The sequence below is a fragment of the Rhodovulum tesquicola genome (assembly GCF_024128855.1).
GTDB classification, from domain to species: Bacteria; Pseudomonadota; Alphaproteobacteria; order Rhodobacterales; family Rhodobacteraceae; genus Rhodovulum; species Rhodovulum tesquicola.
Genome location: NZ_JAMYDV010000024.1, coordinates 1 through 24463, shown reverse-complemented (window position 1 = coordinate 24463; position 24463 = coordinate 1). Strand labels below are relative to the sequence as shown.

General features: G+C 67.5%; 23 protein-coding genes, 1 tRNA gene, 3 pseudogenes and 1 other annotated feature. Of the genes and pseudogenes, 17 read left to right on the top strand and 10 right to left on the bottom strand.

Annotated features, from left to right (window positions below):
• Window positions 1-24: 24 nt before the first annotated feature.
• Together NHN26_RS15085 and NHN26_RS15080 are read right to left on the bottom strand one after the other, a co-directional pair.
• Window positions 25-840, bottom strand: a complete 816-nt coding sequence (locus NHN26_RS15085; protein WP_253090188.1) for a YdcF family protein — start codon at window positions 838-840, stop codon at window positions 25-27.
• A 5-nt stretch (window positions 841-845) separates the two neighbouring features.
• Complete coding sequence (locus NHN26_RS15080; RefSeq protein ID WP_253090187.1) at window positions 846-2171, bottom strand: UDP-glucose dehydrogenase family protein; 1326 nt, start codon at window positions 2169-2171, stop codon at window positions 846-848.
• A gap of 183 nt (window positions 2172-2354) precedes the next feature.
• Between NHN26_RS15080 and NHN26_RS15075 the strand changes: the two genes are divergently transcribed.
• Complete coding sequence (locus NHN26_RS15075; RefSeq protein ID WP_253090186.1) at window positions 2355-3398, top strand: AbrB family transcriptional regulator; 1044 nt, start codon at window positions 2355-2357, stop codon at window positions 3396-3398.
• Here the strand turns inward: NHN26_RS15075 and NHN26_RS15070 are convergent.
• A complete protein-coding gene (locus tag NHN26_RS15070; protein WP_253090185.1) occupies window positions 3382-4587 on the bottom strand; it encodes an aminopeptidase P family protein in 1206 nt (401 codons plus the stop codon). The genes NHN26_RS15075 and NHN26_RS15070 overlap by 17 nt on opposite strands.
• Window positions 4588-4853: 266 nt before the next feature.
• Between NHN26_RS15070 and NHN26_RS15065 the strand changes: the two genes are divergently transcribed.
• The 5 genes and pseudogenes from NHN26_RS15065 to NHN26_RS17710 form a co-directional block, all read left to right on the top strand.
• Entirely contained in the window at window positions 4854-6317 is a 1464-nt protein-coding gene (locus NHN26_RS15065) for an aldehyde dehydrogenase family protein (protein ID WP_253090184.1), read from the top strand.
• An 11-nt stretch (window positions 6318-6328) separates the two neighbouring features.
• Window positions 6329-7069 carry a glucose 1-dehydrogenase gene (locus tag NHN26_RS15060; RefSeq protein WP_253090183.1) on the top strand — a complete coding sequence of 247 codons (741 nt, stop codon included), beginning with the start codon at window positions 6329-6331 and terminating at the stop codon, window positions 7067-7069.
• A gap of 102 nt (window positions 7070-7171) precedes the next feature.
• A complete protein-coding gene (locus NHN26_RS15055) occupies window positions 7172-7504 on the top strand; it encodes a hypothetical protein (RefSeq protein ID WP_253090182.1) in 333 nt (110 codons plus the stop codon).
• Window positions 7504-7749 carry a hypothetical protein gene (locus tag NHN26_RS15050; RefSeq protein WP_253090181.1) on the top strand — a complete coding sequence of 82 codons (246 nt, stop codon included), beginning with the start codon at window positions 7504-7506 and terminating at the stop codon, window positions 7747-7749. Before NHN26_RS15055 ends, NHN26_RS15050 begins: the two co-directional genes overlap by 1 nt.
• A 544-nt stretch (window positions 7750-8293) precedes the next feature.
• Window positions 8294-8498 (top strand): annotated as a pseudogene (locus NHN26_RS17710) (IS5/IS1182 family transposase); the annotation flags it as partial.
• Window positions 8499-8787: 289 nt separating this feature from the next.
• Here the strand turns inward: NHN26_RS17710 and uvrB are convergent.
• A complete protein-coding gene (gene uvrB, locus NHN26_RS15040) occupies window positions 8788-10971 on the bottom strand; it encodes an excinuclease ABC subunit UvrB (RefSeq protein ID WP_290442992.1) in 2184 nt (727 codons plus the stop codon).
• Between the two features lie 169 nt (window positions 10972-11140).
• On the opposite strand from uvrB, the gene NHN26_RS15035 reads away from it, so the two are divergent.
• Window positions 11141-11452, top strand: coding sequence for an ETC complex I subunit (locus tag NHN26_RS15035; RefSeq protein WP_253090180.1), 312 nt, complete (start codon window positions 11141-11143; stop codon window positions 11450-11452).
• Window positions 11453-11497: 45 nt separating this feature from the next.
• On the opposite strand, the gene NHN26_RS15030 is transcribed toward NHN26_RS15035, so the two are convergent.
• From NHN26_RS15030 to NHN26_RS15020, 3 genes are read right to left on the bottom strand one after another with little or no spacing between them, the layout of a single operon-like run.
• On the bottom strand, window positions 11498-12658 hold the full coding sequence (locus NHN26_RS15030; protein WP_253090179.1) for an MFS transporter: 1161 nt from the start codon (window positions 12656-12658) through the stop codon (window positions 11498-11500).
• A gap of 43 nt (window positions 12659-12701) precedes the next feature.
• Window positions 12702-13739: a permease gene (locus NHN26_RS15025; protein ID WP_253090178.1), complete on the bottom strand. Its 1038-nt coding sequence runs from the start codon at window positions 13737-13739 to the stop codon at window positions 12702-12704.
• Window positions 13740-13794: 55 nt separating this feature from the next.
• The gene (locus tag NHN26_RS15020) at window positions 13795-14112 is read right to left on the bottom strand and encodes an ArsR/SmtB family transcription factor (protein WP_253090177.1); all 318 of its coding nucleotides are present in this window, start codon (window positions 14110-14112) and stop codon (window positions 13795-13797) included.
• A 435-nt stretch (window positions 14113-14547) separates the two neighbouring features.
• Between NHN26_RS15020 and NHN26_RS15015 the strand changes: the two genes are divergently transcribed.
• The 10 genes from NHN26_RS15015 (at window position 14548) to NHN26_RS14970 (ending at window position 23338) form a co-directional block, all read left to right on the top strand.
• A complete protein-coding gene (locus NHN26_RS15015) occupies window positions 14548-15585 on the top strand; it encodes a substrate-binding domain-containing protein (protein WP_253090176.1) in 1038 nt (345 codons plus the stop codon).
• Window positions 15586-15669: 84 nt separating this feature from the next.
• Entirely contained in the window at window positions 15670-17046 is a 1377-nt protein-coding gene (pstC, locus tag NHN26_RS15010; RefSeq protein ID WP_253090175.1) for a phosphate ABC transporter permease subunit PstC, read from the top strand.
• A gap of 10 nt (window positions 17047-17056) precedes the next feature.
• Window positions 17057-18346: a phosphate ABC transporter permease PstA gene (gene pstA, locus NHN26_RS15005; RefSeq protein ID WP_253090174.1), complete on the top strand. Its 1290-nt coding sequence runs from the start codon at window positions 17057-17059 to the stop codon at window positions 18344-18346.
• Window positions 18347-18367: 21 nt separating this feature from the next.
• Window positions 18368-19165 carry a phosphate ABC transporter ATP-binding protein PstB gene (pstB, locus tag NHN26_RS15000; RefSeq protein WP_253090173.1) on the top strand — a complete coding sequence of 266 codons (798 nt, stop codon included), beginning with the start codon at window positions 18368-18370 and terminating at the stop codon, window positions 19163-19165.
• A 13-nt stretch (window positions 19166-19178) separates the two neighbouring features.
• Window positions 19179-19889 carry a phosphate signaling complex protein PhoU gene (gene phoU, locus NHN26_RS14995; protein WP_253090172.1) on the top strand — a complete coding sequence of 237 codons (711 nt, stop codon included), beginning with the start codon at window positions 19179-19181 and terminating at the stop codon, window positions 19887-19889.
• A gap of 3 nt (window positions 19890-19892) precedes the next feature.
• The gene (phoB, locus tag NHN26_RS14990; RefSeq protein WP_132695241.1) at window positions 19893-20585 is read left to right on the top strand and encodes a phosphate regulon transcriptional regulator PhoB; all 693 of its coding nucleotides are present in this window, start codon (window positions 19893-19895) and stop codon (window positions 20583-20585) included.
• Between the two features lie 213 nt (window positions 20586-20798).
• Complete coding sequence (locus NHN26_RS14985; protein ID WP_253090171.1) at window positions 20799-21095, top strand: ArsR/SmtB family transcription factor; 297 nt, start codon at window positions 20799-20801, stop codon at window positions 21093-21095.
• A complete protein-coding gene (locus tag NHN26_RS14980; RefSeq protein ID WP_132693622.1) occupies window positions 21092-22147 on the top strand; it encodes a permease in 1056 nt (351 codons plus the stop codon). The genes NHN26_RS14985 and NHN26_RS14980 overlap by 4 nt, the downstream gene beginning before the upstream one ends.
• Before the next feature lie 16 nt (window positions 22148-22163).
• Window positions 22164-22400, top strand: coding sequence for a thioredoxin family protein (locus NHN26_RS14975; RefSeq protein ID WP_253090170.1), 237 nt, complete (start codon window positions 22164-22166; stop codon window positions 22398-22400).
• Between the two features lie 26 nt (window positions 22401-22426).
• Entirely contained in the window at window positions 22427-23338 is a 912-nt protein-coding gene (locus NHN26_RS14970; RefSeq protein ID WP_253090169.1) for an MBL fold metallo-hydrolase, read from the top strand.
• A 115-nt stretch (window positions 23339-23453) separates the two neighbouring features.
• Here the strand turns inward: NHN26_RS14970 and NHN26_RS17750 are convergent.
• The 3 genes and pseudogenes from NHN26_RS17750 to NHN26_RS14960 all read right to left on the bottom strand — a co-directional run.
• Window positions 23454-23585, bottom strand: a pseudogene (locus tag NHN26_RS17750) (IS3 family transposase); the annotation flags it as partial.
• A gap of 8 nt (window positions 23586-23593) precedes the next feature.
• Window positions 23594-23899, bottom strand: a pseudogene (locus NHN26_RS14965) (IS3 family transposase); the annotation flags it as partial.
• Window positions 23610-23726: a sequence feature (AL1L pseudoknot), on the bottom strand. (Overlaps the previous pseudogene by 117 nt.)
• A gap of 110 nt (window positions 23900-24009) precedes the next feature.
• Window positions 24010-24085 (bottom strand) — tRNA-Ala (locus NHN26_RS14960).
• Window positions 24086-24463 lie beyond the last annotated feature (378 nt).

Sequence of the window (24463 nt, the reverse complement as noted above, 5' to 3'; positions counted from 1 at the left end):
CCCTTCTATGCGGCGGGGAAAGGGTCAGGGCCGCACCAGACACCCCGCGGGCGTCGCCGCCCGGCCGGTCGCGCGATAGGCGGCAAGACCCAGATATTCGTGCAGCACAAGGTTGAAGTCCAGCAGGCTTTCGGCCGGTGCCCAGCGCAGCCCCGCGCCCGGACGGCTGCGGAAATCGACCGGATAGGGCGTCAATTCGCGCCAGCCCGCCGCGCAGAAGGTTTCCACCGCGCGCGGCATGTGAAAGGCGCTCGTCACCAGCAGCCATTGCCCCGGACGGTCCGGCGCCAACGCCCGGCCCAGCCGCGCATTCTCGGCCGTGTTGCGCGAGGCGCCTTCCAGGATCAGCCGCGCGGGATCCAGCCCCGCCCCGGTCAGCACGCGCCGCGCCACCTCGGCCTCGGGCAGGTCCGATCCGCCTAGCCGCCCGCTGCCCCCGGTGAACATCACCACAGCCTCGGGATGCAGCCGCGCCAGTTCCAGCGCGGCGAAGAACCGCTCGCCCCCCTCGTTCAGCGAGGGCGGCCCCCAGGCCAGCGTGCCCGCCGGATCCTCGGCGCCGCCAAGGATCACGATCCCGGCCACCGGCCCGGCCACCTCCGGCACGGGATGGCGGCCTTCGATCCCGCGCAGCAGCGCGTTGGACAGCGGGCTCAGCGCGATCACCGCCCCGCCCAGCGCCGCCGCGGTGACAAGCCCGCGGCCAAGCTCGGGCCGTCCCGCCCACATCGTCCAAAGTCCCGCCGCCAGCAGGATCAGCAGGACCGTGTCGGCGCGCAGAAGCCCCCAGACGATCTTCGAGGCGACGAAGAACAGATCGTCCGGCAGGCTCTGGCCCATCCCCCTCAGCCCTCGAGCCCGAAGCCCTTGCGGCCGACCGCGACATGGGCCTCGAATCCTGCCTCGCGCACATCCTCGGGCGGGTAGACATTGCGCAGGTCGGCCATCCGGGGATGCGCCATCCGCTGCGCCATCTGGCCCAGGTCGAGCCCGCGGAACTCGTTCCACTCGGTCAGGATCACCAGCGCATCGGCGCCTTCGGCCGCGGCATAGGGATCCTCGGCCCAGATGACGCCGGGCAACAGCGCCTCGCCCTCGCGCCGGCCCTGCGGGTCGACCACGCGCACCTTTGCCCCGCCGCCCACCAGCGCGGGCACGATGGTCAGCGCGGGCGCATCGCGCATGTCGTCGGTATTGGGCTTGAAGGTGACGCCCAGCACCAGGATCGTCTTGCCGTTGACCGTGCCGCCGCACAGATCCACCACCTTGTCGATCATCCGCCGCTTGACCCGGTCATTGACCGCGATGACCGTCTCGGTGATCGCGCAGGGCGAGGCGAAATCCTGCCCGATCCGGGCCAGCGCCTGCGTGTCCTTGGGAAAGCACGACCCGCCATAGCCGGGGCCTGCATGCAGGAACTTGTTGCCGATCCGGCCATCCAGCCCCATGCCCTTGGACACCGCCTTGATGTCGGCGCCGACCTTCTCGCACAGCATCGCCATCTCGTTGATGAAGGTGATCTTGGTCGCGAGAAAGGCGTTCGCGGCATATTTGATCATCTCGGCCGATTCGAGGTCGGTATAGACGACGGGAAATTCGCGCAGGAACAGCGGGCGGTAGATATCGGCCATCACCGCGCGGGCGCGCTCGGTCTCGATGCCGACCACCACCCGGTCGGGCCGCATGAAATCGTCGATCGCCGCCCCTTCGCGCAGGAATTCGGGGTTCGAGGCGACATCGAACTCGGCCGCCGGATTGGCCGCCCGCACCGCGGCCGCGACCTGCCGGTTGGTGCCCACCGGAACGGTCGATTTCGTGACGATCACGGCATAGCCGGTCAGCGCGCGCCCGATGTCCTCGGCCGCGGCCATCACATAGGTCAGGTCCGCATGGCCATCGCCGCGCCGCGTCGGCGTGCCGACCGCGATGAAGACCGCATCCGCCCCGTCCACCGCTGCCGCCAGATCGCCGGTAAAGCTCAGCCGCCCGGCCGCCACGTTGCGCGCCATCACCGTATCGAGGCCGGGCTCGTAGATCGGCACCTCGCCGCGGTTCAGCATCTCGATCTTGCGCGGATCCTTGTCCACGCAGACGACCTCATGCCCGAAATCGGAGAAACACACCCCCGACACAAGGCCCACATAGCCCGTGCCGATCATCGCGATCTTCATCTCAAATCTCCCTGCCCTGGGGTTTGGCCAAGCCGATGCGACAGCAGGGCGGCCAAGTCAACTCGCCTTTGCCGATCCGCGCCCATCTGCCAGGCCGCTGTGACGATGCTGCGGCAGCGAATTGACATTCGCGCGCCTGCCGCGGTTCATGGCCCTCTCGAAACCCCCTTGCCCCGGATGCCCATGCTGCCCGCGTTCCTGACCCTTGCCACCGGTGCCGCGGGTGCGGCGCTGGCCGCCATGCTGGGCGTGCCCGCGCCCTTCCTGACCGGGCCTGCGCTCTGCGTGACGCTGCTGGCGCTGGCCGGGGCGCCGGTCGCGCTGCCCGTCTGGCTGCGCGATGGCTGTTTCCTGCTGATCGGGCTGAATATCGGCGCAGGCGTCACGCCCGAGACGGTGGCGACCGCCGCGCGCTGGCCACTCAGCCTTGCCTTGCTGGCCCTCACGGTGCTCGCGATCATGGCGCTGGGCGCGCGGCTGCTGGTCTGGCGGTTCGGCTTCGACCGGATGAGCGCGCTTCTGGCCGCGACGCCGGGGCATCTGAGCTTCGTGCTCAGCCTGTCCTCGGATGTCCGCGCCGACCTGCCGCGGGTGACGCTGATCCAGACCATCCGGGTTCTGGCGCTGACCCTGATCGTGCCCTTCGCCGCGCCGCTGATCGGCGGCGGCGACCTGCCCGTGCTGCCGCCCGGCCCCGAGGCGATGCCGCTGGCGGTGCTGGCGCTGGTGGTCGCGCTGGCCGTTCTGGCCGGGCTGCTGTTCCGCAGGCTTCGGGTGCCCGCGGCGCTGCTGTTCGGGGGCATGGCGGTCTCTGCGCTGGGCCATGCCAGCGGGGTCGTGTCGGGTGCGGTGCCCGCATGGCTGGCGATCCCGGCCTTCACGGTGATGGGCACGCTGATCGGCACGCGGTTTGCGGGCGTCACGCCGCGCATGGTCTGGCAGGCGCTGGGCGCCTCCGGCCTGCTGACCCTGTTCGCCGCCCTGCTGTCGCTGGCCGCCGCGGCGCTGGTGGCGGTGCTGCTCGACCTGCCGATGCTGACCGCGCTGATCGCCTTTGCCCCCGGCGGGCTGGAAACGATGATGGCCATGTCGCTCCTGCTGGGCGCGGACCCGGCCTTTGTCGCGGCGCATCATGTGTTCCGGCTGCTGGTGCTGACCGTGGCGCTGCCGCTGGCCGTCGCCCGGATCGGGGCGACGGCCGGGCGCGATGTCAGCCCACCACGTTGAACGCGGGGCCATAGGGATAGCCCGTGATGTTCTCGGCGCCGGTCCCGGTGACGATCAGGATGTCATGCTCGCGATAGCCGCCCGCGCCGGGCTGGCCCTGCGGGATGGTCAGCATCGGCTCCATCGAGATCACCATGCCGGGTTCCAGCACCGTGTCGATATCCTCGCGCAACTCAAGCCCCGCCTCGCGGCCATAGTAATGCGACAGCACGCCGAAGGAATGGCCATAGCCGAAGCTGCGATACTGCAACAGGCCCCGGTCCTCGAGGAAGGCATTGATCGCATGGGTCACCTCGGCGCAAGTGGTGCCGGGTTTCAGCAGCGACATGCCGTATTCATGCGCGGCGACATTGGCCTGCCAGATCTCCAGGCTGGCGGCATCCACCTCGCCCACGAACATCGTCCGTTCCAGCGCGGTGTAATAGCCCGAGATCATCGGAAAGGTGTTCAGCGACAGGATATCGCCCCGCTGCAACTGCCGGGCCGTCACCGGGTTATGCGCGCCATCGGTGTTCAGCCCCGACTGGAACCACACCCAGGTATCGCGATACTCGGCGTCGGGAAACCGCCGCGCGATTTCCAGTTCCATCGCGTCGCGCCCCGCCATGGCCACGTCGATTTCCCGCGTGCCCTCGCGCACCGCGTCCCGGATGGCATAGCCGCCCACATCCGCCACGGCCGCGCCCGCGCGGATCAGCTCGATCTCGGCCGGGCTCTTGCGCATCCGCTGCTGCATCGTGGCCGGGGCAAGGTCCACGCTCTCGCGCGGGGACAGGACGGCATCCAGCCTGCCCTTCTGCCCCAGCGTCAGGTGATCGCCCTCATACCCCACGGCGCGGCCCGTGCCCGCCACATGCGCCACCGCGCGCCAGAAATTGTCGCGCGCCCAGTCGGTATAGGTCAGGTTGTCGGTCGCGCAGCGCCGCCAGGGCTGGCCCGCGTCGATGCCTGCGCTGATCGTCACCGCGTCCGAGGCGGTCACGACCAGCCCATAGGGCCGGCCGAACGAGCAATAGAGAAAGCCCGAGTAATAGGCGATGTTCTGCATCGAGGTCAGCACCGCCACCTCGGCGCCGGTCGCATCCATCGCGGAGCGCAGGCCCATCAGGCGGGTGTCGTATTCGTCCTGCGAAAAGGGCAGGGCCACCTTGTCGCCATTGTGAAAGCGGAAAAAGTCGGGTCGGGTCATCGAAACCTCCGAGCGGTCGGCCCGGGGCTGCCGGGCCAAGTGGGGTCCCGGCGTTCAGGAAACGGGGCACGCGGCCCGGGCCATGGGGGCAAAGCCCCTGCGGCGACGCCATCGCCACGCGGCCCGGACGGACTATGCCGCGTGCCGCGCGCCCGGGCAAGCGCGCAGATCCGGCGGCGCGGACCGGCCGAAAAGGGGCTGCGCGCGCCGGGACATCGCTGTACCAAGGATCCGATGGCCGACGCGCCGGACCTCAAGGTGCCCGCATGACAAACGACCTCCTCCGCGACCTCTGGTTTCCCACCGACCGCTGCGTCATCGCCGGGCACTGGACCCCGCCCCGGGGCGGCGAGACCCTGCCCATCGAGGATCCCTCGACCGGCGCGGAAATCGGCCGCATCGCACGGGGGCAGGCGGCCGATATCGACGCCGCCGTGACCGCCGCGCAGGACGCCCGCCGCGGCGCCTGGGGCCGGGCGACGGCGGCCGAACGCGGGCGCGTCCTGGCAAGGATCGGCCAGTTCGTGCGCGGCCGCGCCGACGAACTGGCGGGGATCGAGGCGACCGATGTCGGCAAGCCGCTCGCCCAGGCCCGCGCCGACGCGCTGGCGCTGGCGCGCTACATGGAATTCTACGGCGGCGCCGCCGACAAGGTGATGGGCCAGACCATCCCCTATCTGGACGGCTACACCGTCTACACCCTGCGCGAGCCGCATGGCGTGACCGCCCACATCATCCCCTGGAACTACCCGATGCAGATCATCGGCCGCTCGGTCGGGGCGGCGCTGGCGATGGGCAATGCCGTGGTGCTCAAACCCGCCGAGGAGGCCTGCCTCACGGCGCTGGCCTTCGCCCGCCTCGCCGAAGAGGCCGGCCTGCCGCCCGGCGCGCTGAACGTGGTCCCGGGCCTGGGCGAAGAGGCGGGCGCGGCGCTGGCGGCGCATCCGGGCGTCAACCACATCTCGTTCACGGGGTCCTTGAATGTCGGGCGGCTGGTGCAGGCGGCCGCCGCGCAGAACGTGGTGCCGGTCACGCTGGAACTGGGGGGCAAGTCGCCCCAGATCGTCTTCGCCGATGCCGATCTCGACGCCGCGCTGCCCTTCCTCGTCAATGCGGGCATCCAGAACGCGGGCCAGACCTGCTCGGCCGCCTCGCGCATCCTGGTCCAGCGGCCCGTCTACGATGAGGTGCTCGCCCGGATGGCCGAGCGCTACCGCGCGCTGAAGGTCGGCCCGGCGCTCGACAATCTCGACCTCGGCCCGCTGATCTCGGCCCGCCAGAAGCAGATCGTCCAGGGCTTCCTGGCCGAGGGCGCGGATCTCGAAACCGCCGCCGAAGGCACGATCCTCGGCAACGCGCCCGCGGGCGGCCACTATGTCGCCCCGCGCCTGCTGGCGAACGTTCCGCCCGCCCATCGGCTGGCGCAGGACGAGATCTTCGGCCCCGTTCAGGCGCTGATCCCCTTCGAGGACGAGGACGAGGCCACAGCCATCGCCAACGGCACCGCCTACGGCCTTGTCGCCGCGATCTGGTCGCGCGACGGCGCCCGGCAGATGCGGCTGGCACGCGCCTTGCGGGCCGGGCAGGTGTTCGTGAACAATTACGGCGCGGGCGGCGGCGTCGAACTGCCCTTCGGCGGCACCGGCCTGTCCGGCCATGGCCGCGAAAAGGGTTTCGAGGCGCTTTACGGGTTCTCGACGGTCAAGACGGTCGCCGCACGCCACGGCTGAGGGAGAACGGGATGCGACTGGACGGAAAGACCGCGATCGTCACGGGCGGCGGCTCGGGCTTCGGCGCGGGCATCGCGCGCAGGTTCGCGGCCGAAGGCGCGCGGGTCATGGTGGCCGATATCGACATGGGCGCGGCCGAGGCAATCGCGGCCGAGATCGGCGGCCTCGCACAAGCCGTGGACGTGGCCGACAACGCCGCGGTCGGCGCGATGGCCCATGCCGCGCTGGCCGCGTTCGGACGGCTCGACATCCTGGTGAACAATGCCGGGATCACCCACCTGCCCAAGCCGCTGGAAGAGGTCACCGAGGACGAATTCGACCGCGTGCTGGCGGTCAACGCCAAGTCGGTCTTCCTGACCGCCCGCCACCTGGTGCCGCACATGAAGGGCAACGGCGCAGGCGCGATCCTGAACATCGCCTCGACCGCCGGCCTCTCGCCCCGGCCGCGGCTGAACTGGTACAACGCGTCCAAGGGCTGGATGATCACCGCGACCAAGGCGATGGCCGTCGAACTGGCCCCCCATGGCCTGCGGGTCAACGCGCTCTGCCCCGTCGCGGGCGAAACACCGCTGCTGAAAAGCTTCCTGGGCGAGGACACGCCCGAGATGCGCGCGAAATTCCTCGCCACCATCCCGCTCGGCCGGTTCTCGACCCCCGAGGACATGGGCAACGCCGCCTGTTTCCTCTGCTCGGACGAGGCCGCCATGATCACCGGCGCCGCGCTCGAGGTGGACGGCGGACGCTGCATCTGAGCGGTGGCCTCGTCCTGCGTGGGATGGGGCGGTGGGTTGGCACCCAGCCTTGGCAGAACGGCAATTGAGGAGACCGCGCGACAGCGCGACGAAACCGGGTGGATGGAGGCGGTGGACATCGCGGTCTCTGACCATCCCTTCCTGGCCCGGCAATCGACGATGAAAGAGGCCGTGGAGACGTCGGTCGGATCGAGGGGTGGTCTATGGCGGGGCGGGCCGGGTAAAGAGGAGCGAACCAAAAATCGCGACAATCGCGCAGCTCACATTGAAGATTTCATCGCTCTCGGGGCGCAATTGCGTGCCACTTCTGTTTCGTCTTTGGCATTGACAGACGGCGCATATGATCGCTTTCGAAATGTCGCACCGAGTGCGTGCTTGACTTTGATGCCGGATTTGAAAGATTCGCGCGGGTGTTTTTACGAGGGAGGTGTGTGATGAACGCATTGGCGATAATTTCCAATATCTTGATTCTCGGATTGGGCTCCGGCTTTGTGGGTCAGGTCGGACAGGGCATAGCGCAAATCGTGGTATTCGGGTTCGGCCTGGCCTTGTCTGTGTCTCGTCTGGGCTTTCTCGCGATCATCGCCATTCCTCTAATGATTGGAGCGTGGATCCGAGGGTTGATTACCGCGTTTGGAAGTCAGCCACAGAATATGACGGTGACCGCAAACACCAATTGACCTCGGGATCCCGAGGTTTGACAAGCTCGCGTCGGTTCCAAGCAAGCGTAGGGTGGGTGCCAACCCGCCTGGTTCAATACCGCCAACGCTCTGGTCGGGCGGGAAACGTTATTCCCTCCCATGACAGGATTTGTCAGGTCAGTCGATGCAGCCTTGCCATCACACCGTTTTGGGGGACACGTTCCGTGCGCCCCGACGCGGTGTCACGACCACCAATGCCGGGGCCGGGCGGCATGATGCCGACGGTCCGGGCCACAGCAGGACCTTGACCCATGTCAGAGCATGATTGCAATTCCCCGAATTTGAAACCCGTCCAGGGAACTCGCCCGGCGCTTGTCCGGACCATTTACGACCCGCAAACAGGGAAGTACCGGACGACCTGCGCGGACGGCACCGTCCATAACCACGACACGTCAGAGCCGCCGGATTAGGCGGGCGCCGGTCATGCCGCTGTTTCCCACGCGCCATTTGATGCCGGGACGGGCCCGTTAGCGCAAGTCCCGCGGGCTATTGATGTCGTGAATCCGGTTGGCGGCTGGAGGGCATGGGCAGACCGTCCCCCCCTTGCCCACAAGACCCGGAACTGCCCAGCCCGCAGGGCCGCGCGCAAGCGCCGCGGGTTGCCGACAGCCCGATCTCATCCCGCGACGACCCGGGGGGCCGTGCCGACCGGCAAGAGCGGCCGAGAGTCCGGGTGCAGCGATGCCGCGATTCAGACCTGCCTGACGATGAAGGTGCCGTTCGGCTTGGTCCAGATCGGGGCGCCATGGTCCGGGCGACATTGTCGACGGGTCGGACGATCGGGGTCGTCGAGAGCCAGCCGCGACCGGTCGGCCTGGGGCGGGCGCGATCGGTCCCGCCCGTAGGGTGGGTGCCAACCCACCGCCCCCAGTTGCCTTCCGCACGCCACGTTAACCGCCCACCGGGTCCGAAAAAGGTCCGATGAAAGTCCGATGGAATTCCGATGCGGGTCCGACCGCCGAAACCCTGCAAGACAAGGCCGTTAACCACGAATCGCGCCGCAACGCGGACCCTGCGCTACCGCCGCCCGCGCTTGCCCCCGCGCTGTCCGGCCCGTCCCGCGGTCGAGCGTCCCTTGGCCCCCATCGCGGCCTCCACCGCGTCGTCCACCGCCGATTGCCGGGCCAGCGGGTCGTCGGACAGCACCAGGTCCACGGCCTCCAACCGCTTGATTTCATCGCGCAATCTGGCGGCTTCCTCGAATTCCAGGTTCTCGGCCGCCTTGCGCATCGCCGCCCGCAGCCCGTCCAGATGCGCCTCCAGGTTGGCGCCGTGCAGCGGCTTGTCCACCTTCGCCGTCACGCGGTTCATGTCCACGTCGCCCTTGTAGAGCCCGGCCAGGATATCCTCGACATTCTTCTTCACGGTCTCCGGCGTGATCCCGTGTAAGCTATTGTAGGCAATCTGTTTTTCCCGCCGCCGATCGGTCTCGCGCATCGCGCGTTCCATGCTGCCGGTGATCCGGTCGGCATACATGATGACCCGCCCTTCCGCATTCCGCGCCGCCCGCCCGATGGTCTGGATGAGGGACGTTTCGGACCGCAGGAACCCCTCCTTGTCGGCGTCCAGAATGGCCACCAGCCCGCATTCGGGAATGTCCAGCCCCTCGCGCAGCAGGTTGATGCCGACCAGCACATCGAACGCCCCCAGCCGCAAATCGCGCAGGATTTCAATGCGTTCGATGGTGTCGATGTCGCTGTGCATGTAGCGCACCCGGATCCCCTGTTCGTGCAGGTATTCGGTCAGATCCTCGGCCATGCGTTTCGTCAGCGTCGTGACCAGCGTCCGGAACCCCCGCGCCGCGACCTTGCGCACCTCGTCCAGCAGGTCGTCCACCTGCATCTCGACGGGGCGGATCTCGATCTGCGGATCCAGCAACCCGGTCGGCCGGATCACCTGTTCCACGAACACACCGCCGGTCTGCTCCATCTCCCAGGCCGCAGGCGTCGCCGAGACGAAGACCGATTGCGGCCGCATCGCGTCCCATTCCTCGAATTTCAGGGGTCGGTTGTCGGTGCAGGAGGGCAGGCGGAACCCGTGCTCGGACAGCGTGACCTTGCGCCGGAAGTCGCCCCGGTACATGCCGCCGATCTGGGGCACGGTGACATGGGATTCATCTGCGAAAACAATGGCATTGTCGGGAATGAACTCGAACAGCGTGGGCGGCGGCTCGCCCGGCGCGCGCCCCGTCAGATAGCGCGAATAGTTCTCGATCCCGTTGCAGACGCCGGTCGCCTCCAGCATCTCGAGGTCGAAATTGGTCCGCTGCTCCAGCCGCTGCGCCTCCAGCAGCTTGCCCTCCTGCACGAACTGGTCCAGCCGCTGGCGCAACTCCTTGCGGATCGCGTGGACCGCCTGCTGCATCGTCGGCTTGGGCGTGACATAGTGGGAATTGGCATAGACCCGGATGCGGTCGAAGGTGTCGGTCTTCTGGCCTGTCAGCGGGTCGAATTCGGTAATCGCCTCAAGCTCTTCGCCGAAGAACGACATCCGCCAGGCGCGATCCTCCAGGTGCGCGGGCCACAGTTCCAGCACATCGCCCCGCACCCGGAAACTGCCGCGCTGGAACCCCTGGTCGTTGCGCCGGTATTGCTGCGCCACCAGATCGGCGATCACCTTGCGCTGGTCATAGCTCTGGCCCACGATCAGGTCCTGGGTCATCGCGCCGTAAGTCTCGACGCTGCCGATGCCGTAGATGCAGGACACGGACGCCACGATGATCACGTCGTCACGTTCCAGAAGCGCGCGGGTGGCCGAGTGGCGCATCCGGTCGATCTGTTCGTTGATCTGGGATTCCTTCTCGATGTAGGTGTCAGACCGCGGCACATAGGCTTCGGGCTGGTAGTAGTCGTAGTAGCTGACGAAATACTCGACCGCGTTCTCGGGGAAGAAGCCCTTGAATTCGCCGTATAATTGCGCGGCCAGCGTCTTGTTGGGCGCCAGGATGATGGCGGGGCGCTGGGTTTCCTCGATCACCTTGGCCATGGTAAAGGTCTTGCCCGTGCCGGTCGCCCCCAGCAGCACCTGGTCGCGTTCCCCGGCATTCACGCCCCCGGCCAGCGCGGCGATGGCAGTGGGCTGGTCGCCCGCGGGCTGGAACTCGGTGCGCATGACGAAGCGCCGGCCGCCCTCCAGCTTCTCGCGCGGTCGGGTCGGGGCAGGGGGGGCGTCCAGCGCGGGCGGTTCGGTCGAATAGGGCATGGCGGCGATTCCTCGGACGGCTGTCCCAGACTTGCCCTCCGGGGCGCGGCATTCAAGGGGCAGGCTTCTCGGGGCGCGGCGGGTTGTATCCTGCGGTATGCCGCCCCTTGCAGGCCCCGGCCCGAACCCCCATAACAGGCGCAGCAGGATTTGGGGAGGACGTCACGCCATGCGCGCCCGCATCTACCAGCCCGCCAGGACCGCGATGCAGTCCGGCCAGGCCAAGACCCATCACTGGATTCTGGACTTCGCCCCCGCCTCCGCCCGCGAGATCGACCCGCTGATGGGCTGGACCAGTTCCGACGACACCCAGTCGCAGGTCCGGCTGAGCTTCGACAGCCGCGAGGCCGCCGAGGATTACGCCCGCCGCCACGGCATCGACGCCGTGGTCATCCGGCCCAAGACGCGCAAGCCGAATATCCGGCCGATGGGCTATGCCGAGAATTTCGCGGTCGACCGCCGGGGGACCTGGACCCACTGAACGCCCGTCGAACCGCGGTTTCCCGGGGGAATTGCCCCGGCGGGGCTAGGATCGTCTCAGCATCAGCAGGGCGATCAGCGCCGCCAGCCCCAGACCCGCCGTCAGCCAGATCGCCGACAGCCCCCAGGCCGTCAGCGCCGCGCCGAAGATCAGCGGGGCCGCGGCCTGCAGGATGCGGGCCGGGGCGTTCAGCCAGCCCAGGCGCTGGCCATAGCCCGCCGCCCCGAACAGCGCCAGCGGCAGCGTGCCCTTGGCGATGGTCAGGATGCCGTTGCCCGCCCCGTGCAGCAGCGCGAAGACATAGGCGGCCGGGCCGCCGAAGGTCACCAGCGCCACGGCGGCGACCGGATGGGCCGCCGCGGCCATGCGGGTGGAGAAAAGCGGGTGGAACCGGCGCAGCAGGCCGAATTCCAGCAGCCGCGCCGCGACCTGGGCCGGGCCGATCAGCGCCCCGGCCGCGATGGCGACCGCGGTGCTGGCCCCGGCGGCCTGCAACAGCCCCGGCAGATGCGCGGCCATGGCGGTCGCGTTGAACCAGGTTACGGCAAAGACGAAGGCCAGCAGCACAAGCGCCAGGCGCGACGGCGGCGGCCCGACCTCGGTGGGGGCGGTCGCGCCGGTGAAGGACCCGGTCCCTTTCGGCAGCAGGGCGTTCAGCGGCAGCGCAAGGCACAGATGGATCAGCGCCCAGCCCAGGCAGGCCTCGCGCCAGCCCCAGAGCGCCAGCATCAGCCCCGACAGCGGCCAGCCGACGGTGCTGGCGAAGCCCGCGATCAGCGTGATGCCGGTGATCGGCCCGCGGGCCTGCTTGCCATAGATGCCCGCCAGCGTGGCAAATCCCGCCTCGTAAAGACCGATGCCCATGCCCAGCCCGATGATCGCCCAGCCCGCGAACAGCAGGGCGGGCGAGGGCGCCACGGCCAGCAGCACCAGCCCGGCGGCAAAGATCAGGTTCGACGCCATCAGCACGCCGCGCCCGCCCGCGCCGTCGATCCGCGCCCCGGCCCAGGGCCCGACCATGGCCGAGACCACCATCGCCATGGAAAAGGCACCGAAGACCCAGACCGGCGACAGGCCAAGGCTTGCCGCCATCGGCACCGCCAGGACCGCGGGGATGTAGTAGCTCGACGCCCAGCTGACCGTCAGCGACGTGCCAAGCGCCGCGACGATCAGGCCGCGCCTTTCGGGCGGAAGTCTCGGGATCATTCAGGGGTCCGCAGGCGGCGCCGAATGGCGAAACGGCGTTCCCTCATGCGATGACCCAGAGCTGGAAAAGCAGCCCCGCGACAAGCGCTCCCGTCAGCGACAGCGCGATGTATAGCGCAAAGACCTGCGGCCGGGTCAGCGCCCAGACCGCCATGGCCGCGGGGATCGAGGTGACCCCGCCTGCCACCAGAAAGGCCATTCCGGCCCCCGGCGCCATGCCCTGCGTGATCAGCCCGCCGACCAGCGGCAGCGCGGCATAGCCGTTCAGATAGGCCGGCACACCCACCAGCGTCGCGGTGACGATGGGCATCAGCCCCTCTCCGCCCAGCGCGGCGGTCACCGTCTCGGCCGGGATCCAGGCCAGCATCAGGCTTTCCAGGATGAAGGCCAGCGTCAGCCACTTGGCCAGGAACAGGGTCGTGCTCGCCGCGGTCCGGCCGAATTTCGCGCGCCGCTCCCTCTCGGTCCAGAAGCGCCAGGCGACGGGCCTGGGGGCGCGGACCCGGGCGCCGCCGCAGCCGCCATCGCCGATGCCCTCGCGCAGAGGATCGGCAAGGGCGCCGCCGCGTGCGAGCAGATGCACGACCAGCCCGCCGCAGACGCCCAGTCCGAAGGCCGCAAGGGTCTTGGCCACCGCGAATTCCAGGCCGAGCACCCCGGCCGTCAGCACGAACATCGACGGATCCATGATCGGCGAGGCCAGCCAGAAGGCCATCACCGCCGAGAGCGGCACGCCCATCGTCAGCAGCGCCGCGATCAGCGGGATCACCCCGCAGGAACAGAAGGGCGAGATCGCCCCCGCCAGCGCGCCCAGCCCGATCATCGCCACCGGCGCGCCGGTGAAGGCCCGGGCGATCAGGTTGTCGGCCCCGGTCGCCCCTGCCCAGGCGGCAATGGCGATGGACAGGATCAGGAAGGGCGCCGTCTTCAGCAACGCATTCGCCGCGAACCCCGCGCTGGCCGCGGCCTGTGTCGGGTCGATCACGGCCAGCGTCCCGAGGATCAGCCCCGAGGCAAGCCAGACGCGCTGGGTCTGCAGGCCGCGGCGAAGGGTGACATGGGCAGGGCTTGTATCGGTCATGGTCCGGGTTCCGGGGCGGTGGATGTTTCGGGGAATGAAAGACCCGACAGGCGCATCAGGCGGCATCCTCTGCCGACGGCACCGTGACGCCGCAGCAGCATTCCGAGGTCAGGAAACCGACCAGGTCCTGCATTGCCGGGTAATCCACGCGGTTGAACACTTCGCGACCCTGCCGGTCCTGAAGCACAAGCCCCGCATCGACCAGCGTGGACAGGTGATGCGCCAGCGTCGAGGGCGCCAGGCCCAGATGCGCGCCGATATCGCCGACCCGAAGCCCCGCATTTCCCGCCTTCACCAGCAGGCGAAAGATCGACAGGCGGGCATCGTGGCCAAGGGCGGCAAGCGCGCGGGCATGGGGACTGGTTGCGGTCATTCGGCAAACATAACCGGAAAACCGGTTCTGTAAATCCTTTCCGCCGCACCCGCGCTGCGCCCGGCGGCCCCGGCAGAAAAGCCGGTGGCCCCCCCGGTCACGGGTCGCGCCTCTCGCCCGACCGCGGGCGCGGTGAAACCCGACAAGCCATCCTGCGCGCGGCCAAGGACTGTCGCGCCGATTCTGTCGATGGCCGGGGAAAGGTTGCCCGCTGCCCTCGCCCGCAATGGCCCACAAGGCTGCGTCCTGTTACAACTCAAGGCGGAAAAACATTCCGTAACAAGGGGTCGGTGGCGGCTTGGCCGCCATGCGCCGACTCCCGGAAATGCGCTGTCATAAATCTGTCATTTAAGTTTTACATAAGCGTCGCGCGGGGCCGGTACGCAGCCGGAGCAGGTGCGAATCCGCACCCGAACCCAAGTTTCAGGAGCTACCATGTCCCATATCAAAGTGACCGCCTCGGCGCTGGCGATCGCGGCCATCTCGGCCACCGCGGCCTCCGCGCGCGACCAGATCAGCATTGTGGGCTCGTCCACCGTGTTCCCGTATACTCAGGCCGTGGCCGAACAGTTCGCCAACGACACCGGGATGTCGTCGCCCATCGTCGAAAGCACCGGCACCGGTGGCGGCATGCAGATCTTCTGCAACGGCATCGGCGAAGGCTTCCCCGACATCACCGGCGCCTCGCGCGCCATGAAGGCGTCGGAGTGGAACGTCTGTGTCGAAAATGGCGTGACCGACGTGAGCGAGGCGCTGATCGGCTTCGACGGCCTGTCGATGGCCGTGTCGCGCGCCAACGACTTCGACTGGGACCTGACGCTGGGTGAAGTCTATCTCGCGCTCGGCGCCGAGGTTCCGGTGAACGGCGAGTGGGTTGCGAACCCCTTCAAGAAGTGGTCGGAGATCGACAGCCGCCTGCCCGACACCGACATCGTCGTTCTGGGGCCGCCCCCGACCTCGGGCACCCGTGACGCTTTCGTCGAACTGGCGATGCACGAAGGCTGCAAGGAACTGGCCTACGTCAAGGATGGCGGTTTCGACGGCGCCTGGGTCAACGAGAACTGCTCGCGCATGCGCACCGACGGCCCCTTCGTCGAGGCCGGCGAGAATGACAACCTGATCGTTCAGCGCCTTGAATCGGATCCCAACGCGCAGGGCATCTTCGGCTACTCGTTCCTCTTCGAGAACCTGGACAAGCTGAAAGGCGTGAAACTGGAAGGCGTCGAACCCTCCCTCGACACCATCGCCGACGGGTCCTACCCGGTGTCGCGCCCGCTGTTCTTCTACGTCAAGAACGCGCATCGCGGCGTGATCCCCGGCCTGCAGGAATTCGTCGAGGAATACATGTCCGAAGACGCGCTGGCCCCCGGCGGCTACCTGTCCGAGCGTGGCCTCGTGCCGCTGAACGACGAGCGTCGCGCCGAGCTGCAGGAGCGCGTCATCAACGCCGTCGCGATGGACGCCAAGCAGTAATCAGGGCATCCCCCTGAACCCGACGACCGACGCCCCCGCCCGCAAAAGCGGGGGCGTCCCTCACTTGAACCGACAGGCATCCAAATGACGCTTTTCGCCTTCCTGATCCTGTTCGCTGCGGTCGTGATCGGATACATCCTCAATCTGCGTGCGGCCCGTGCGATCCGTGCAGGCGGGACAAAGCTGCATTCGCTCGACGGGTTTCACGGCGGGTTCTCGGCCCTCGTGACGCTCGTGCCCACGTTCTTCTTCATCATCCTCTGGCTGATGCTTCAGGGCACCGTGATCGAGAGCATGATCAAGGCGGGGCTGCCTGACGGCACGCTGGACGGTCTCGGCACCGGCCAGGTGCAACTTATCATGTCCGAAATCCGTTCGATCGCGGGCGGGCGCATCTTCGGCACGCCCGAGGAATGGAAGCTCGAGGCCGCCGAGCGGCTGGTGTCGCTGCGCAGCACCTCGTCGCTGCTGCTGGTGGTGCTGACGATCGCGTTGACCGCCGGTCTGATCCTGCTGACCCGCAAGACCGTGCGCGCGGAATTCCGCGCGCGGCAAGGGGTGGAACGGATCGTTCTCGGCCTGATGGTCGGATGCGCGACGGTGGCGATCTTCGTGACCATCGGCATCGTCGGCTCGCTGGTGTTCGAGACCTACCGCTTCTTCGAGATGGTCCCGTTCACCGATTTCCTGTTCGGCACGTCCTGGGAGCCGCAGATCCCCCTGCGCGAGGACCAGATCGCCGCCAAGGGCGCCTTCGGCATGCTGCCGGTCTTCCTCGGCACGATGGTCATCGCGACGGTGGCGATGGTGATCGCGGTTCCGATCGGCCTGTTCTCGGCGATCTACCTGCATGAATTCGCCTCGCCCAGGATACGGGCCGTCATCAAGCCGGTGCTCGAGATCCTGGCCGGCGTTCCGACCGTGGTCTACGGCTTCTTCGCCATCCTCGTGATCGCCCCGGCGATCCGGTCCTTTGGAACCGACCTGGGCCTGCCGATCGCGCCCAATACGGCGCTGGCCGCGGGGCTGGTCATGGGCATCATGCTGGTGCCGTTCATCTCCTCCTTCGCCGATGACGCGCTGGCCGCGGTGCCGCGCAGCCTGCGCGACGGCTCGCTGGCGCTGGGCGCCACGCAGGCCGAGACGATTTCCAAGGTGCTGTTCCCGGCGGCCATTCCGGGCATCGTCGGCGGCATCCTTCTGGCTGTCAGCCGCGCCATCGGCGAGACGATGATCGTGGTGATGGCCGCGGGCCTGATCGCCAAGATGACGATCAACCCGCTGGACAGCGTCACCACCGTGACCGTGCAGATCGTCACGCTGCTGATCGGCGACACGGCGTTCGACAGTCCCAAGACCCTGGCCGCCTTCGCGCTGGGCATGGTGCTTTTCGTGATGACGCTGATCATCAACATCTTCGCCTTGCGCATCGTGCGCAAGTATCGCGAAATCTACGATTGAGGGCCGCGCAATGACCGACCAGACTTCCTCGGGCAGTTTCGATTGGACCGCCCCCGAATTCGCCGCGCGCCTGAACAAGCGCAAGCGCAGCCAGATCGCCCTCAAGCTGGCCGGCCTGGCCGCGATCACCATTGCCTTCGGCATGCTGTTCCTGCTGGTGGCATCGCTGATATCGACGGGCCGTCACGCCTTTACCCAGACCTTCGTCCAGATCGAGGTCTTCCTTGATCCGGCGCATATCGACAGCAACGATCCCGCCCGCGGCAACTATCGCCAGGTCCTCACCGATACCATGGTCAAGCTGTTTCCCGACGTGGCCGATGACCGGGCTGAACTGCGCAGGCTGACCACGATCCTGTCGAATGGCGCGCAGTTCAGCATCCGCGACAGCGTGGTGGCCGATCCTGCGCTGATCGGCCAGACGGTCGCGGTCAGGGTGCCGGTGTCGGATCCCTATGACCAGCTGAACAAGGGCCTGATCGACCGCGAAACGCCCGAGGCGAACCGCCGCCTGAAAGACGACGAGATCGCCAATTTCGATCTGCTGAAAGAGCTGGGGATGGTGTCAAAGCCGCTCAACAGGTGGCTGATCACCAACGCGGATTCACGCTTCCCGGAACTGGCGGGCCTGAAGGGGGCGATCATCGGTTCGTTCTACGCCCTGATGACCTGTTTCCTGCTGGCCTTCCCGATCGGGATCGGCGCGGCGATCTATCTCGAGGAATTCGCGCCCAAGAGCAGGGTGTCGGACCTGATCGAGATCAACATCAACAATCTGGCGGCGGTGCCCTCCGTGGTGTTCGGCCTGCTGGCGCTGGCGGTCTTCCTGGGCTGGTTCGGGATGCCACGCTCCGCGCCCTTCGTGGGCGGCATGACGCTTGCCTTGATGACGCTGCCCACGATCATCATCGCGACGCGGGCCGCGCTCAAGGCGGTGCCGCCCTCGATCCGCGAGGCTGCGCTGGGCGTGGGCGCGTCCAAGCATCAGGTGGTGTTCGGCCATGTGCTGCCGCTGGCCATGCCGGGCATCCTGACCGGCACGATCATCGGGCTGGCGCAGGCGCTGGGCGAGACCGCGCCGCTCCTGCTGATCGGGATGAACGCCTTCATCACCTCGGCGCCGGCCACGCCCTTCGACAGTTCCACCGCCCTGCCCACGCAGATCTTCATCTGGGCCGACAGCCCCGAACGCGGGTTCGTCAGCCGGACCTCGGCGGCGATCCTGGTGCTGCTGACCTTCCTGATCTTCATGAACGCCATCGCCATTTTCCTGCGCAACAAGTTCGAGCGGAAATGGTAGCGCCGCGAAAGGACCACCCTCATGTATGATACGCCAGCTTCGGGAAAGACAGCCGTGACCCACGAGGTGAAGATCGCCGCCCGCAAAGTGAACGTCTTCTATGGCGACACCCATGCCATCAAGGATGTGGATGTCGAGATCGAGGACAAGACGGTCACCGCCTTCATCGGGCCGTCGGGCTGCGGCAAGTCGACCTTCCTGCGCTGCCTGAACCGGATGAACGACACCATCGACATCTGCCGCGTCGAGGGCCTGATCGCGCTCGACGGCGAGGACATCTACGCGCCCTCGATCGACCCGGTGCAGTTGCGCGCCAAGGTGGGCATGGTGTTCCAGAAGCCGAACCCGTTCCCCAAGTCGATCTACGAGAACGTGGCCTATGGCCCCAAGATCCACGGCATGGCCCGCACCCGCGCCGAACTGGACGAGATCGTGGAACGCGCCCTGCGCCGCGGCGCGATCTGGGACGAGGTCAAGGACCGGCTTCAGGAACCCGGCACCGGCCTTTCGGGCGGCCAGCAGCAGCGTCTGTGCATCGCCCGCGCGGTCGCCACGGAACCCGAGGTGCTGCTGATGGACGAGCCCTGTTCGGCGCTCGACCCGATCGCGACAGCCCAGGTCGAGGAGCTGATCGACGAGCTGCGCGAGCAGTATTCGGTGGTGATCGTCACCCACTCGATGCAGCAGGCTGCGCGCGTCAGCCAGAAGACCGCGTTCTTCCACCTCGGCAACCTCGTGGAATTCGGCGAGACCGGCCAGATCTTCACCAACCCGCACGACCCGCGCACCGAAAGCTACATCACCGGCCGGATCGGCTGAGAAGGGATCGCAGATGAACGACCGCCATATCGTCAAATCCTACGACCGCGACCTGGAGGCGATCCAGGCCCTCATCATGAAGATGGGCGGGCTGGTCGAAGCCGCGATTCTCGAGGCCGCGCAATCGCTTGAGAACCGCGACGAGGAACTCGCCGAACGCGTCCGCGCGAATGACCGCGCCGTGGACGAACTGGAACTGCGCGTCAACGAAGAGGCCGCGCGGCTCCTGGCGCTGCGCCAGCCCTCGGCGGGCGATCTGCGCACCGTGCTGAGCGTGATGAAGATCGGCGCCAATCTCGAACGGATCGGCGACTACGCCAAGAACATGGCCAAACGCACCGGGGTTCTGGTGCAGATGTCGCCGATCGAGGGCTCGGCGGGCGCGATCCGGCGCATGGCGATGGCGGTCGAGGCGATGCTCAAGGACGCCCTTGACGCCTATATCCAGCGCGATGCCGAACTGGCCCAGGACGTGCGCCTGCGCGACATGGAAGTCGACCAGATGTACAACGCGCTGTTCCGCGAGTTCCTGACCTTCATGATGGAGGATCCGCGCAACATCACCGCCTGCATGCACCTGCATTTCATCGCCAAGAACATCGAGCGGATGGGCGATCACGTCACCTCGATTGCCGAACAGGTGATCTATCTGGTGACCGGCGAACTGCCCGAGGACGACAGGCCCAAGGCCGACCGCACCGCCATCGACGCACCGAAGGTCTAGGCGATGTCACCTGCCGAACGGCCCACGGTTCTGATCGTCGAGGACGAGCCCGCCCAGCGCGAGGTCCTGGCCTACAACCTGGAGGCCGAGGGCTTTCGCGTGGCCCGTGCCGCGACCGGGGACGAGGCGCTGATCCTCGTGGACGAGATCGTGCCCGATCTGGTGGTGCTGGACTGGATGCTGCCCTCGGTCTCGGGGATCGAGATCTGCCGCCAGCTCAAGACCCGCAACGACACCAGGACGCTTCCGATCATCATGCTTTCGGCCCGCGCCGAAGAGGTGGACAGGGTGCGCGGGCTGGAAACCGGCGCCGATGACTATGTCGTGAAGCCCTATTCGGTGGTCGAACTGATGGCGCGGGTGCGCGCGCTGTTGCGCCGCACGCGGCCCGCCGCGGTCGGCCAGCGGCTGGAATTCGAGGACATCGTGCTCGACCCCGAGACGCACAAGGTGTTCCGCGACGGCCAGACGCTGAAACTTGGACCGACCGAGTTCCGCCTGCTGTCGACCTTCATGGAAAAGCCCGGCCGGGTCTGGAGCCGCGAGCAATTGCTCGACCGGGTCTGGGGGCGCGACATCTATGTGGATACCCGGACGGTCGATGTGCATATCGGCCGCCTGCGCAAGGCGCTCTGCCAGAATGGCGGCGACGACCCCGTGCGCACCGTGCGCGGCGCGGGATACGCGCTGGGGTAGGGGGCCCCCTGCGTCTTGCAGGGACCGGGGGCTGCCCCGTTTTGCCCGGCACTCCCTCGGGACCCAGGGTTGCGACAACGGGCCGGCCGGCCTTCGCCTTGCCTTGCCATGACGCCGGGCGGAGAGGACGGGCCGCCCGCGACGGCGCTGTTGCTTTCCGGACGCATTTGCGCCATGAATGCGGTTAAACGCATAAGCGCAGGAGACGCTGCCATGCCCCTTGCCGTCCTGTCCGCCCTTGCCGAACCGACCCGCCTTGGGGCGATGGCGATCCTGGCGGATGGCGGCGAGCATTGCGTCTGCGAATTGATGGCCCGGCTGGAGGCCACGCAAAGCCGGATGTCGCGCCACATGAAGGTGCTGAAACTGGCGGGCCTCGTGATGGACCGGCGCGATGCGCAATGGGTGCGCTACCGGCTGAACCCCGATCTTGCGCCCGAGCTTGGCGCCATCGTCACCGCCGCGCTGGCCGCGGCCGCGCAGGACAGTCCCGAAAGGAAGGTCGCGTGAGTGCCGAAACCCAAGCCCCCGACCGCCGCGGCCTGCCCGACTGGGCCTGGTATGCCGGGCTGCCGGTCGCGGCGCTGGCCTGGTGGCTGGCCTATGGGCAGCTGGTGCCCTTCTCGGAATGGGTCGTGTCGCTCCTGCCGGTCGACCGCCACAGCCATACCGGCGAGGCGCTGGCCTTCTTCGTCTATGACGTGCCCAAGGTATTGCTGCTGCTGACGCTGATCGTCTTCGTCACCGGCGTCCTGCGCAGCTGGTTCAGCCCGGAGAAGACCCGCGCGATCCTCGCCGGGCGGCGCCAGATCTGGGGCTATCCGCTGGCCGCCACCCTCGGCGTGATGACGCCGTTCTGTTCCTGCTCGTCGGTGCCGCTGTTCATCGGCTTTGTCTCGGCGGGCATCCCGCTGGGCGTGACGTTTTCCTTCCTGATCGCCGGGCCGATGGTCGGGCCGGTGGGGCTGGGCCTGCTCTACGGTCTGGTCGGCTGGCAGGTCGCGACGCTCTACCTGGTCTTCGGCTTCACCATCGCGACGGTGGCAGGCTGGGTGCTGGGCCGGATGCGGCTGGAACGCTTCCTTCAGGACTGGGTGCGCGAACTGACCGCCGCGCCGGTGGGCGATCTGCCGCAAGAGCGGCTGGGCATGGTCGACCGGCTGAAGATCGGGCTGGACCAGGTGCGCGAGATCGTCGGCCGGGTCTGGATCTGGGTCGTCGTCGGCATTTCCATCGGCGCGCTGATCCACGGCTATGTGCCCGAGGCGGTGATGCTGCGCATCATGGGCGGCGAGGCGTGGTGGTCGGTTCCGGCGGCCGTCGTCGTGGGCGTGCCGATGTATACCAATGCCGCGGGCGTCATCCCGATCGTCGAGGCGCTTCTGGGCAAGGGGGCCGCGCTGGGCACGGTGCTGGCCTTCATGATGAGTGTGATCGCCCTGTCGCTGCCCGAGATGATCATCCTGAAACAGGTGCTGACATTGCGCCTGATCGCGATCTTCGTCGCCGTTGTCAGCCTGGGCATCCTCGCCACCGGCTTTCTGTTCAACGCCATCGTCTGACCGAAAGGAGACGCCCATGAAAACCGTCAAGGTCTACGGCCCCGGCTGCAAGCGCTGCGAGACGACCGAGCAGATGGTGCGTGAGACCGCCGCCCGCCTCGGGCTGGAGGTCGAGGTCGAAAAGGTCACCGACGCCCGGTCCATCGCCATGGCGGGCGTGATGTCCACCCCGGGCATCAGCGTCGATGGCAAGCTGGTGCATGCCGGTGGACTGCCCGATGCGGCCAGGCTTGAAGCCTGGCTGTCGGCCTGACAGGATCGTCTCGGGGAGGAGCGTTGATGAAATTCCGATTGCTGGCCACCATTGCCGTGGCCCTGCCGACATATGCCCTGGCCGATGTGCTGGAGGTGCAGCCCGTCGCCGAGGATGTCTGGGCCATTATCGGCCCGATGGAACAGCGCGATCCCGAAAATCTGGGCAACAACGCCACTTTCGGCCTTGTCGTGACCGGCGCGGGTGCGGTGCTGATCGACCCGGGCGGGTCGTGGCAGGGGGCCGAGATGCTGCATGCGGCCATCCGCGGCGTGACCGACCAGCCGGTGACCCATGTCATCAATACCGGCGGGCAGGATCACCGCTGGCTGGGCAATGGCTACTGGCAGGCGCAGGGGGCGACCGTGATCGCCTCGGTGGCCGCCGTCGCGGACCAGCAGGACCGCGCCTCGATGCAGATGACGGGGCTGGCCGAGTTGATCGGCGACGGGCTTGCGGGCACCGAACCCAGCCATGCGGATGTGATCTTCGAGACCGATCACACGCTGGACCTGGGCGGGATGAGCTTCGAGATCATGCATCGCGGCCCGGCGCATACGCCCGGCGACAGCTTCGTCTGGCTGGACGAACGCGGCGTGATGTTCACCGGCGACATCGTCTATGTCGGGCGCATCCTGGGCAACGGCCCGCAATCCGACGCCAAAAGCTGGATCGAGGTGTTCGAGGCGATGGCCGCCTTCGAACCCGCAAATATCGTGCCCGGCCACGGCCCCGCCACGGATCTCGCCACCGCGCGACGCGACAGCTACGATTACCTGTTGAACCTGCGCACGCGGATCGGCGCGCTGATCGAAGACGGCGGCACCATGATCGACGCCCCCGGCATCGACCAGTCCGCCTGGGCGTATCTGGACCAGTTCGACAGCCTCGCGGGCCGCAACGCCCAGGCCACCTATGAGCAGATGGAATGGGAGTGAGGCCCGCCCCCCGGACGGGCCTCGCGGGATGGCGCGCCCGAAGATCTCGGGTCGCGAAACGCGCCGCGCAGGTCTGACATGGGGGCGCGCGCAGGAGACAGGCGGCATGACGGGCGCGGCGCAACTGGTGCCAGACCTTGCGAGCGCCATATCGTCCCCGGCGGCCATCGAAGGCCTGCTCGATCGCAGCCATGTCCAGGCGATCCTGCCTGGCCCGGTCCGATGCCGGGTCCGGATCACGCTCCACGACCCTGAAGGCGTAATACGTCGATGGTGCAATCCCCAGAACCCGGCAGACCGGCCCGACACCAAGGACGCCACGGTGATCATCGATGAACGCGATCATTTGCGGAACGGGCGGTCGAGCTCCGCCGCCGCGAAACATGCGCTGGCCTTCTTCAGGATCTCGTTGGCCTGTCGCAACTCGCGGACCTCGCGTTCCGGATCCTTGATGCGATCCTTCTGGTCGCCGGTCGGTCCGGCCCGCCGCCCGGCATCGCGTTCGGCCTGCCGACCCCAGACCCGCAGGCTGTCCGGCGAACAGCCAAGCTCTGGCGCGATCGCCCGCTACGCAGCGCCTTTGCGCTACGGTCGCTGCGAAGCTTGTCGAACCGCTGAAATCACCTTTCCGTTCAAGGTGTCAGCGGATATTTCAACCCGAAACTGTGGTTTGGTGGAGCCGAGGGGGATCGAACCCCTGACCTCGTCATTGCGAACGACGCGCTCTCCCAGCTGAGCTACGGCCCCGATGCGTGCCGATTTGGCCCATGGCGCGGGGGATGTCAAGCGGTCTCCCCCACATGGCTGCGCACGAAGGCCACGATATCGGCGGCAGGCCGGGCGCCGCTCAGCCGCGCGACCTCGCGGCCCTTGTGGAACAGTGAGGTGGTCCCCAGAAACTGGACAGTTTGCTAAGCTTGCCGCCGAGGAAGACGAGGACGAACAGCGTGGCTGGCAAACGGAAGAACTACAGCGCGGACTTCAAGGCGAAGGTGGCGCTTGGCCTGCTGCCGGTTTCGTGGACACGAAGATAAGATCGTGACCAAGGACCTGGAGATCGGACATGGTAAGACGGAAGTTCACGAAGGAGTTCAAGTTTGAGGCTGTGAAGCTGGTGACAGATCG

Bases quoted from the DNA above. Each gene is read 5' to 3' on its own strand.
- NHN26_RS15030 (WP_253090179.1), bottom strand. From the start codon at position 12,658: ATGATCCCGAGACTTCCGCCCGAAAGGCGCGGCCTGATCGTCGCGGCG.
- NHN26_RS15085 (WP_253090188.1), bottom strand. From the start codon at position 840: ATGGGCCAGAGCCTGCCGGACGATCTGTTCTTCGTCGCCTCGAAGATC.
- NHN26_RS15015 (WP_253090176.1), top strand. From the start codon at position 14,548: ATGTCCCATATCAAAGTGACCGCCTCGGCGCTGGCGATCGCGGCCATC.
- NHN26_RS15060 (WP_253090183.1), top strand. From the start codon at position 6,329: ATGCGACTGGACGGAAAGACCGCGATCGTCACGGGCGGCGGCTCGGGC.
- NHN26_RS15025 (WP_253090178.1), bottom strand. From the start codon at position 13,739: ATGACCGATACAAGCCCTGCCCATGTCACCCTTCGCCGCGGCCTGCAG.
- NHN26_RS15075 (WP_253090186.1), top strand. From the start codon at position 2,355: ATGCTGCCCGCGTTCCTGACCCTTGCCACCGGTGCCGCGGGTGCGGCG.
- NHN26_RS15050 (WP_253090181.1), top strand. From the start codon at position 7,504: ATGAACGCATTGGCGATAATTTCCAATATCTTGATTCTCGGATTGGGC.
- NHN26_RS14985 (WP_253090171.1), top strand. From the start codon at position 20,799: ATGCCCCTTGCCGTCCTGTCCGCCCTTGCCGAACCGACCCGCCTTGGG.
- NHN26_RS15020 (WP_253090177.1), bottom strand. From the start codon at position 14,112: ATGACCGCAACCAGTCCCCATGCCCGCGCGCTTGCCGCCCTTGGCCAC.
- NHN26_RS15080 (WP_253090187.1), bottom strand. From the start codon at position 2,171: ATGAAGATCGCGATGATCGGCACGGGCTATGTGGGCCTTGTGTCGGGG.
- NHN26_RS14970 (WP_253090169.1), top strand. From the start codon at position 22,427: ATGAAATTCCGATTGCTGGCCACCATTGCCGTGGCCCTGCCGACATAT.
- pstC (WP_253090175.1), top strand. From the start codon at position 15,670: ATGACGCTTTTCGCCTTCCTGATCCTGTTCGCTGCGGTCGTGATCGGA.
- pstB (WP_253090173.1), top strand. From the start codon at position 18,368: ATGTATGATACGCCAGCTTCGGGAAAGACAGCCGTGACCCACGAGGTG.
- NHN26_RS15065 (WP_253090184.1), top strand. From the start codon at position 4,854: ATGACAAACGACCTCCTCCGCGACCTCTGGTTTCCCACCGACCGCTGC.
- NHN26_RS15070 (WP_253090185.1), bottom strand. From the start codon at position 4,587: ATGACCCGACCCGACTTTTTCCGCTTTCACAATGGCGACAAGGTGGCC.
- pstA (WP_253090174.1), top strand. From the start codon at position 17,057: ATGACCGACCAGACTTCCTCGGGCAGTTTCGATTGGACCGCCCCCGAA.
- NHN26_RS15055 (WP_253090182.1), top strand. From the start codon at position 7,172: ATGGAGGCGGTGGACATCGCGGTCTCTGACCATCCCTTCCTGGCCCGG.
- uvrB (WP_290442992.1), bottom strand. From the start codon at position 10,971: ATGCCCTATTCGACCGAACCGCCCGCGCTGGACGCCCCCCCTGCCCCG.
- NHN26_RS14975 (WP_253090170.1), top strand. From the start codon at position 22,164: ATGAAAACCGTCAAGGTCTACGGCCCCGGCTGCAAGCGCTGCGAGACG.
- phoU (WP_253090172.1), top strand. From the start codon at position 19,179: ATGAACGACCGCCATATCGTCAAATCCTACGACCGCGACCTGGAGGCG.
- NHN26_RS15035 (WP_253090180.1), top strand. From the start codon at position 11,141: ATGCGCGCCCGCATCTACCAGCCCGCCAGGACCGCGATGCAGTCCGGC.
- phoB (WP_132695241.1), top strand. From the start codon at position 19,893: ATGTCACCTGCCGAACGGCCCACGGTTCTGATCGTCGAGGACGAGCCC.